The sequence below is a fragment of the Hydrogenophaga sp. genome (genome assembly GCF_026125825.1).
GTDB lineage: Bacteria > Pseudomonadota > Gammaproteobacteria > Burkholderiales > Burkholderiaceae_C > Hydrogenophaga.
On the sequence record NZ_JAHCKK010000010.1, the window covers coordinates 76411 to 84962 of the forward strand.

Consider the following 8552-nt stretch of genomic DNA (forward strand, 5'->3'; position numbering starts at 1 on the left):
GGTGGAAAGAAAAAAGGAAGGGTTACGACAGGCGCTTGACGCCCGGCAGCTCGCAGGCGTAGATGGCGTTGCGCAGCTCGGCGATGGCCTCGTAGCGCGTGAAGCTGCGCCGCCAGGCCAGCACCACGCGCCGCGTGGGCGCCTCGCCTTGAAACGGCAGGTAGCGCACGTAGGAAGAATCGCCGAAGTCCTGGCCCGGCGCGCTCGCACCGTCCAGGGCGGAAGACGGCACCGACAGGCGCGGCACCAGCGTCACACCCATGCCGGCGGCCACCATGTGCTTGATGGTCTCCAGCGACGAGCCCTCGAAACTCTTGCGGATGCCTTCGGCGTCGTTCGAGAAGCGCGCGAACTCGGGGCAGACCTCCAGCACGTGGTCTCGGAAGCAATGGCCCGTGCCCAGCAGCAGCATGGTCTCGCGCTTGAGCTCTTCGTTGGTGATGCGTTCCTGCCTGGCCAGCGGGTGGGTGTGTGGCACGGCGGCCAGAAAGGGCTCGTCGTACAGCGGCGCGATGGCGAGGTTGGTGTCGGGAAAGGGCTCGGCCAGGATCGCGCAGTCGATCTCGCCCAGCCGCAGCTGTTCCAGCAGCTTGACGGTGAAATTCTCCTGCAGCATCAGCGGCATCTGCGGCGTGCGGTCGATGACGTGGCGCACCAGATCGGGCAGCAGATAGGGACCGATGGTGTAGATCACGCCCAGCCGCAGCGGCCCGGCCAGCGGGTCCTTGCCGCGCTTGGCGATCTCCTTGATGGCGGCGGCCTGCTCCAGCACGGTCTGCGCCTGGCGCACGATCTCCTCGCCCAGCGGCGTCACCGCGATCTCGGCGGCGTTGCGCTCGAAGATCTTGAGCTCGAGTTCCTCTTCCAGCTTCTTGATGGCCACCGACAGCGTGGGTTGCGACACGTAGCAGGCCTCAGCGGCCTTGCCAAAGTGCCTCTCCCTCGCCACGGCCACGATGTACTTGAGTTCGGTGAGCGTCATGGGGTGCTATTTTGCGCCCGCGGCCCGCCGCGTGCAGGGCGCCTCATCCAATCACTCAGGCTTTCAGGTACTCGGCCTTGCCGCCCAGCCAGCGCGCGATGTGCTTTTCGGCCGCGGCCGGGTACTGCGCGAGCATCACGGGCGCGGCCTCGCGCGCCCAGTCGAGCAGGTGGCCGTCGGTGGCCAGGTCGGCGAAGCGCAGCAGCGGCGCGCCGGACTGGCGCGCGCCGAGGAACTCGCCTGGACCGCGGATCTCCAGGTCGCGGCGCGCGATCTCGAAGCCGTCGCTGGTGTCGGCCATGGCCTTGAGGCGCTCGCGCGCGGTCTCGCCCAGTCGACCGCCATCGGGTGGCGTGTACATCAGCACGCAGGCCGAGGCCGCCGCGCCGCGCCCCACGCGCCCGCGCAACTGGTGCAGCTGAGACAGACCGAAGCGCTCGGCGTGTTCGATCACCATCAGCGAGGCGTTGGGCACGTCCACGCCGACCTCGATCACGGTGGTGGAGACCAGCACGCCCATTTGCCCGCCGCTGAAGAGCGACATCACGGCCTTCTTCTCGGCCACCGGCATGCGCGAGTGCAAGAGCCCGACCAGCACACCGGGCAGGGCCTGCGCCAGTTCGGCGTGCGTGGCCGTGGCGTTCGACAGGTCGATGGCCTCGCTTTCCTCGATCAGCGGGCAGACCCAGTACACCTGCCGCCCCTGCGCAAGCTGGCTGCGGATGCGCTCGATCACCTCGGCGCGGCGGCTGTCGGCCACCACTTTGGTCACGATGGGCGTGCGCCCGGGCGGCAGCTCATCGATGGTCGAGACGTCGAGGTCGGCGTAGTAGCTCATCGCGAGCGTGCGCGGAATCGGCGTGGCCGTCATCATCAGCAGGTGGGGCTCCTGCTCGGTGCCGTCCGCTGCCACGCCCACCTTGCTGCGCAGCGCCAGCCGCTGCGCCACGCCGAAGCGGTGCTGCTCGTCGATGATGGCCAGGGCAAGGTGCTTGAACACCACCTGATCCTGGATGACCGCGTGCGTGCCCACCACCAGCGCGGCCTCGCCGCTGGCGATCAGGGCCAGCATCTCGCCGCGCTGCTTCTTCTTCTGGCTGCCTGTGAGCCAGGCCACGCGCTTGCCCAGCGGCGCGAGCAAGGGCTCCAGCCAGCCGATGAGCTTGGCAAAGTGCTGCTCGGCCAGGATTTCGGTGGGCGCCATCAGCGCGCACTGCCAGCCCGCGTCGATGGCGATCGCGGCGGCCAGCGCGGCCACCACCGTCTTGCCCGAACCCACGTCGCCCTGCAGCAGGCGGTGCATCGGCACCTGGCGCGTGAGGTCGCGCGCGATCTCCTCGCCCACACGCCGCTGCGCGGCGGTGAGCGCGAACGGCAGCGCGCCCAGCAACTGCTCGTGCAGGCCGCCCGGCGCCGCGCGCAGGGCCGGGGCGCGCAGGGCAGCGCGCTCCTGCTTGGCGGTGAACTGCGAGAGCTGCTGCGCCAGCAGCTCCTCGGCCTTGAGGCGCTGCCAGGCCGGGTGGCTGCGGTCTTCGAGCGCGTCGAGCGACACGTCCGGCCCCGGGTGGTGCAGGTACTGCAGCGCATCGCGCAGCGTCCAGGTGCCGCGCACCACGGCCTGCAGGCCGCCCAGCAGCGCGGGCGGCAGCGTCTCGCTCAGGTCGGCGCGCCTGAGGCCACTGGCGACGGCCTTGCGGAGGTAGGCCTGCGGCAGTTGCGCGCTGGTGGGGTAGACCGGCGTGAGCGCATCGGGCAGTTCGCCACCGGCGAGCTGGAATGCGGGGTGCACCATGCTCCAGCCCGCAAAGCCCCCGCGCAGCTCGCCGCGCGCGCGCACCCGCGCGCCCACGGCCAGCGTCTTCTGGTGCGCCGGGTAGAAGGTGAAGAAGCGCAGCGTGCAGGTGTCGGTGCCGTCGTCAAGCGTCACCAGCAGCTGGCGGCGCGGGCGAAAACTGATCTCGCTGTTCGTCACGGTGCCCTCGATCTGCGCCAGCTGGCCATCGCGCGCGCCGCGCAGGCTCACGATGCGGGTCTCGTCCTCGTAGCGCAAGGGCAGGTGCAAGGCCAGGTCGATGTCGCGCACCAACCCGAGCTTGTGCAACGCCTTCTGAGGGGCAGACAGGGGCTTGCGGGCAGGGGTGGCGTCGGGCATGGGACAATTCTGCCCGGTTCCCATCCGCCTCCCTTTCACTTGGCACGGGCCTTGTTCGGCCCTCAAGCAGCATGACCGCTTCTTCCGACACCGTCGCGCGCCCCTTCACCGTCGCCGACTTTGACTTCCACCTCCCCCCCGAGCTGATCGCCCAGCACCCGGCGCCCGAGCGCAGCGCCTCGCGCCTGCTCGACGGCACCGGCCCCGCGCCAGTGGACCGCGTGTTCCGGCATCTACCCGCCCTGCTGAACGACGGCGATCTGCTGGTGTTCAACGACACCGAGGTCGTCAAGGCGCGTCTCTTTGGCCAGAAGGCCAGCGGTGGTCAGCTGGAGATGCTGATCGAGCGCGTGCTGCTGCCCCACGAGGCCAGCGACGGCACGGCCCACGAGGTGGTGGCCCACCTGCGCGTGAGCAAGAAGCCCCAGCCCGGTGGCCGCCTGCACATGGCCGGCGGCCTGAGCGGCGGCGGGTTCGACGCGGTCTTTCTCGGCCGCTGGCCCGATGAGCAGGGCCAGCTGTTCCGCCTGCGCCTGCACGGCCCGGCCGGTGAAACACCCTATGAGCTGATGGCGCGCCACGGCCACGTGCCGCTGCCGCCGTACATCACCCACGCCGACGAGGCCGACGACGAGCGCCGCTACCAGACGGTCTTCGCGCGCGTGCCCGGCGCGGTGGCCGCGCCCACCGCCGCGCTGCACTTCGACGAGGCGGTGCTGGCCGCGCTGCAAGCGCGCGGGGTGCGGCGCGCCAGCGTCACCCTGCACGTCGGCGCGGGCACCTTCGCGCCCATGAAGGCCGGGCGCATCGAAGACCATGTGATGCACCACGAGCGCTACGCCATCCCGCCCGAGACGCTGCAGGCCATTGCCGAGTGCCGCGCGCGCGGCGGCCGTGTGGTCGCGGTGGGCACCACCACCGTGCGCACGCTGGAGAGCTGGGCGCGCTCCGGCGAGACCCAGGGCGACACCAACATCTTCATCACGCCGGGCTTCGGCTTTCGCGTCGTGGACCTGATGGTGACCAACTTCCACCTCCCGCAGTCCACGCTGATGATGCTGGTGAGCGCCTTCGCGGGTTACGACCACATCCGCGCGCTGTACGACCACGCCATTGCCGGGCGCTACCGATTCTTCAGCTACGGCGACGCCATGCTGCTGCGCCGCGCCTGAAGAGCCCGTCATGCGCCCCATCCTCCTTGCCCTGCTCGCCTTGCTGCTGTCGCACGCCGCGTCGGCTGCCCCGCCGATCTACGCCGCCCAGGGAACTTGCGATGGTCACCCGGGCGTCGCGCTGAACGTGCCGGCCGGCTGGTGCGCGGGCCTGGTGGCGGATGCGCGCGACGGCCTGCGCATGCCGCGCCGCCTGCTGGCCGTGGCGCCGCACCGGTTCTGGATCGTGGACATGGGCAACTGGGAGCCGCGCCGGGGCCGCCTGCTGGAGCTGCGCACCGACCTCCCGCACGGCGCAGCCGGGCGCCTGCGCGTGCTCGCCAGCGGCCTGGACCGCCCGCATGGCCTGGCCCTGGGCCCGGACGGCCGCATCTACGTCGGCGAAGCCGGCACCGTGTGGCGCACACCGGTGGGCGAGGCGGTGCAGCGGCAGGACGTGATCACCGGCCTGCCCACCGGCGGCGCGCACCCGCTCAAGGAACTGGCCTTCACGCCCGATGGCCGGCTGCTCGTCAACCTGGGCTCCGTCACCGACGCCTGCCGGGGCGACGACCAGCAACAGCCCCTGCCTTGCCCCGAGCTCACCGGCCCGCAGCCGCGCGCCGCCGTGTACGTGGCCCGCTTCGGCGGCACCGACTTCGCGCTGCAGAGCTTCAAGCCGCTGGCCACCGGCCTGCGCAACTCGCTGGGCCTGGCCGGCACGATCGCACGCGATGGCACGGTGCGCCTGTGGCAGGCCGAGAACTCGGTCGACTACACCGACGCGGCGCTGCCCGCCGAGGAGCTCAACGAACTGAAGGACGGTGCGTCCTACGGCTGGCCCTACTGCGTGAGCGATGCGCGCGGCAAGGCCGTCACGGCCCGTGGCTACGAAGGTCGGGCGCGCTGCAACGCGCACACGCCTGCCCATGCGGCCTGGCCGGCCCACGTGGCCCCGCTGCAACTGCTCACGGCGCCTCAGACCCTCACCACCGGCCCCTTCGCCGGCCGCCTGCTCGCCGTCTGGCACGGCTACCGCACGGGCGGCCACCGCATCGTGGCCTGGCGGCTCGACGAACACGGCCGCCCCGCCGGCGCGCGCGAAGACCTGGTCAGCGGCTGGCACGCCCAGGCCGGCGTGCGCCCGCTGGGCACGCCTGCCGGCATCACCCTCGACGCCGACGGCCGCCTGTGGATCGTCGAAGACCGCAACCGCAGCGTGATCGTGATCGCGCCCAGCCCGTCCCCCTGAACACCCTCCCCCAAGAGACCCACCATGCTCCAGTTCGACCTGCTCACCACCGACCCGAACAGCCACGCACGCCGCGGCCGCCTCACGCTCAACCATGGCGTGGTGCAAACCCCCATCTTCATGCCCGTGGGCACCTACGGGACCGTCAAGGGCGTGATGCCGCAGAGCCTGCACGACATGGGCGCGCAGATCATCCTGGGCAACACCTTCCACCTCTGGATGCGCCCGGGCCGCGAGGTGATGCAAAGCTTCGGCGGCCTGCACGCCTTCGAGCAGTGGCACAAGCCCATCCTCACCGACTCGGGCGGCTTCCAGGTCTGGTCGCTCGGCGCGATGCGCAAGATCACCGAGGAAGGCGTGACCTTCGCCTCGCCGGTCAACGGCGACAAGCTGTTCATGTCGCCCGAGGTCAGCATGCAGATCCAGACCGGGCTGAACAGCGACATCGTGATGCAGCTCGACGAATGCACGCCCTACGAAACCAACGGCCACCTCACCACCGAGGCCGAGGCGCGCAAGAGCATGGAGATGAGCCTTCGCTGGGCGAAGCGCTCGCAGGACGAGTTCGCGCGGCTGGAAAACCCCAACGCGCTGTTCGGCATCGTGCAGGGCGGCATGTTTGAGCACCTGCGCCAGGAGTCGCTGGACGCGCTGGTGGCCATGGACTTCCCCGGCTACGCCATCGGCGGCGTGAGCGTGGGCGAGCCCAAGGAACAGATGCTGCAGATCATGGCGCACACCCCGCACCGCCTGCCCGCGCACAAACCCCGCTACCTCATGGGCGTGGGCACGCCCGAAGACCTGGTGCAGGGCGTGGCCGACGGCGTGGACATGTTCGACTGCGTGATGCCCACGCGCAACGCGCGCAACGGCACCCTGTTCACGCGCTTTGGCGATCTGAAGATCCGCAACGCGCGCCACAAGACCGACCACCAGCCGCTGGATGCGACCTGCACCTGCCACGCCTGCGCGGGGAGCAGCGGCGTGAGCTGGGCCGACGGCGGGCGCGATGGCTTCAGCCGCGCCTACCTGCACCACCTGGACCGCTGCGGCGAGATGCTCGGCCCCATGCTGACCACCATCCACAACCTGCACTACTACCTGAACCTCATGCGCGAGGTGCGCGAGGCGCTGGATGCGGGCACCTTCAGCGCCTTCCAGGCGCAGTTCAAGGCCGATCGCGCGCGCGGGGTCTAGCCTTCGGCCCGGGCCGCGGGTGCGCCGCAAGCACCCCGCGCGGGCAGGCGCCGTGCGCCATGCCGGTCCATGAGCAGTCCCTTGGTCAACCGCATGGCCTCACAAAGTGGCGGTGGATGGGCTCATGCGGGTCTGCTCCTCTAGGGCACCGTGTGGGGCGGCCACCCCATCGGGCATCGCCTTCCGATACAGTTGCCTCGATCAACCCCGAAGTACCGCATCCCGATACCGGACTTCCCCATGAGCACCACCGCCGACCTCGTCCTGGCCTTCAAGAAGGCGCTGAAGGCCGCAGCTGCGGCGCTGAGGCCGGCATGAACCGCCCCGTGCCCCGCCACATCCTGCCCGTGCTGGTGCTGGCCCAGTTTCTGGGCACCTCGCTCTGGTTCGCGGTGAACGCGGTCATGCCCGACCTGCAAAGCGAGCTCGGCTGGCCCACCAGCGCGGTGGGCACGCTCACCTCGGCGCTGCAGTTCGGCTTCATCGCTGGCACGCTGGTGTTCGCGCTGCTGGCCATTGCCGACCGTTTCGCACCGCGCAGGGTGTTCCTGGCGTGTTCGCTGGCCGGTGCGGCCTGCACCGTGGGGGCCTGGTGGATGGTCCGCGACTTCAGCGCATTGCTGGCCTGGCGTTTCGCCACCGGCTTCTTCCTCGCGGGCATCTACCCGGTGGGCATGAAGATCGCCGCGCAGTGGTACACGCGCGGCCTGGGCGGTGCGCTGGGCCTGCTCATCGGCGCGCTGGTGCTGGGCTCGGCCAGCGCGCATGCGCTGCGCGCACTCAGCGGCGCCCTGCCCTGGCCCTCGCTCATGCTCGGTGTGGCGGGGCTGGCCGCCGCGGGCGGCGTGCTGCTGTTCTTCGGCACCAGCGACCCGCCTGGCGCGCCCCAACGCGTGAGCACGCTGCAATGGCGCGCCCTGGCCACCCTGTGGACGGACGCGCGCGTGCGCAGTTCGGTGCTCGGTTACTTCGGCCACATGTGGGAGCTCTACACCATGTGGGTGATGGTGCCGCTGGTGCTGGCCACGCGCCTGCAGGGCACGGGTCTCTCGTGGGCCGCGTTCCTGGTGCTGGGCGCGGGCGCCATCGGCTGTGCGGGCGGGGGCTGGCTCGCGCCGCGCTGGGGCAGCGCGCGGGTGGCGGGCACGCAACTGGCCCTCAGCGGGGCCTGCTGCCTGGCCGCGCCCTGGGCCATGGGCGCACCGGCCCCGGTGTTCATCGGCTGGCTGCTGCTCTGGGGCGTCACGGTCTCGGGCGACTCGCCGCAGTTCTCCACACTGACTGCACGCAACGCGCCTGCCCAGGCCGTGGGCAGCGTGCTCACGCTCACCAACAGCATCGGCTTTGCGATCTCCATCGCCAGCATCCTGCTGTTCGTCTCCCTGGCCGAACAGGTGCCGCTGGGCGCGCTGCTGCCCTGGCTGGCGATCGGGCCCGCGCTGGGGCTGTGGGCCTTGCGGCCGCTCTGGCGGGAAGACGCCTGCGCCCCCTAGCAGGCCTGGTGCGCTGGCGAACAGACCGGGCCGGACACATGGCCCTACCCTGCAGGCCCTCGTCACGAAGGTGCCCCATGCCCTGGACCCACGACCTTGCCCCGTCCCGCTGGCGCGCGCGCGCCGCGCTGGGCCTGACCGCGCTGCTGGCGCTGGGCGGCTGCGCCGAATCGGCCCGCTTCAGCGTGAGCGAAGGCACGGGCCCGACCCCGCGCCTGCCGGCACCGAACAAAACCCTGATCCCCACGGTGAACGTGGCGCCCGCCGTGGGCTGGCCCAGCGGCGCGGCACCCACGCCGGCAGCGGGCACGCGCGTGACGGCCTT

Annotated in this window: 7 protein-coding genes and 1 pseudogene; 6 read left to right on the forward strand and 2 right to left on the reverse strand. The window is 71.1% G+C overall.

Going from position 1 to position 8552, the window contains the following annotated elements; translation table 11 throughout:
- Positions 1-22: 22 nt before the first annotated feature.
- Together KIT86_RS06320 and recG are read right to left on the reverse strand one after the other, a co-directional pair.
- Complete coding sequence (locus tag KIT86_RS06320; protein ID WP_297396208.1) at positions 23-982, reverse strand: hydrogen peroxide-inducible genes activator; 960 nt, start codon at positions 980-982, stop codon at positions 23-25.
- Between the two features lie 55 nt (positions 983-1037).
- Positions 1038-3134: an ATP-dependent DNA helicase RecG gene (gene recG / locus KIT86_RS06325; protein WP_297396210.1), complete on the reverse strand. Its 2097-nt coding sequence runs from the start codon at positions 3132-3134 to the stop codon at positions 1038-1040.
- A gap of 71 nt (positions 3135-3205) precedes the next feature.
- Here recG and queA point away from each other — a divergent pair, with 71 nt between their 5' ends.
- From queA to KIT86_RS06355, 6 genes and pseudogenes are all read left to right on the forward strand, one after another.
- Positions 3206-4306 (forward strand): tRNA preQ1(34) S-adenosylmethionine ribosyltransferase-isomerase QueA, encoded by a 1101-nt coding sequence (queA, locus tag KIT86_RS06330; RefSeq protein ID WP_297396212.1) that lies wholly within the window; start codon positions 3206-3208, stop codon positions 4304-4306.
- Between the two features lie 10 nt (positions 4307-4316).
- Positions 4317-5537: a sorbosone dehydrogenase family protein gene (locus KIT86_RS06335; RefSeq protein ID WP_297396213.1), complete on the forward strand. Its 1221-nt coding sequence runs from the start codon at positions 4317-4319 to the stop codon at positions 5535-5537.
- A gap of 24 nt (positions 5538-5561) precedes the next feature.
- Complete coding sequence (gene tgt / locus KIT86_RS06340) at positions 5562-6734, forward strand: tRNA guanosine(34) transglycosylase Tgt (RefSeq protein WP_297396215.1); 1173 nt, start codon at positions 5562-5564, stop codon at positions 6732-6734.
- Positions 6735-6926: 192 nt separating this feature from the next.
- Positions 6927-7052, forward strand: coding sequence for a hypothetical protein (locus KIT86_RS06345; protein ID WP_297396217.1), 126 nt, complete (start codon positions 6927-6929; stop codon positions 7050-7052).
- Positions 7049-8227 (forward strand): nitrate/nitrite transporter, encoded by a 1179-nt coding sequence (locus tag KIT86_RS06350; RefSeq protein ID WP_297396218.1) that lies wholly within the window; start codon positions 7049-7051, stop codon positions 8225-8227. Before KIT86_RS06345 ends, KIT86_RS06350 begins: the two co-directional genes overlap by 4 nt.
- A 77-nt stretch (positions 8228-8304) precedes the next feature.
- Positions 8305-8552: pseudogene (locus tag KIT86_RS06355) on the forward strand (sorbosone dehydrogenase family protein); the annotation flags it as partial.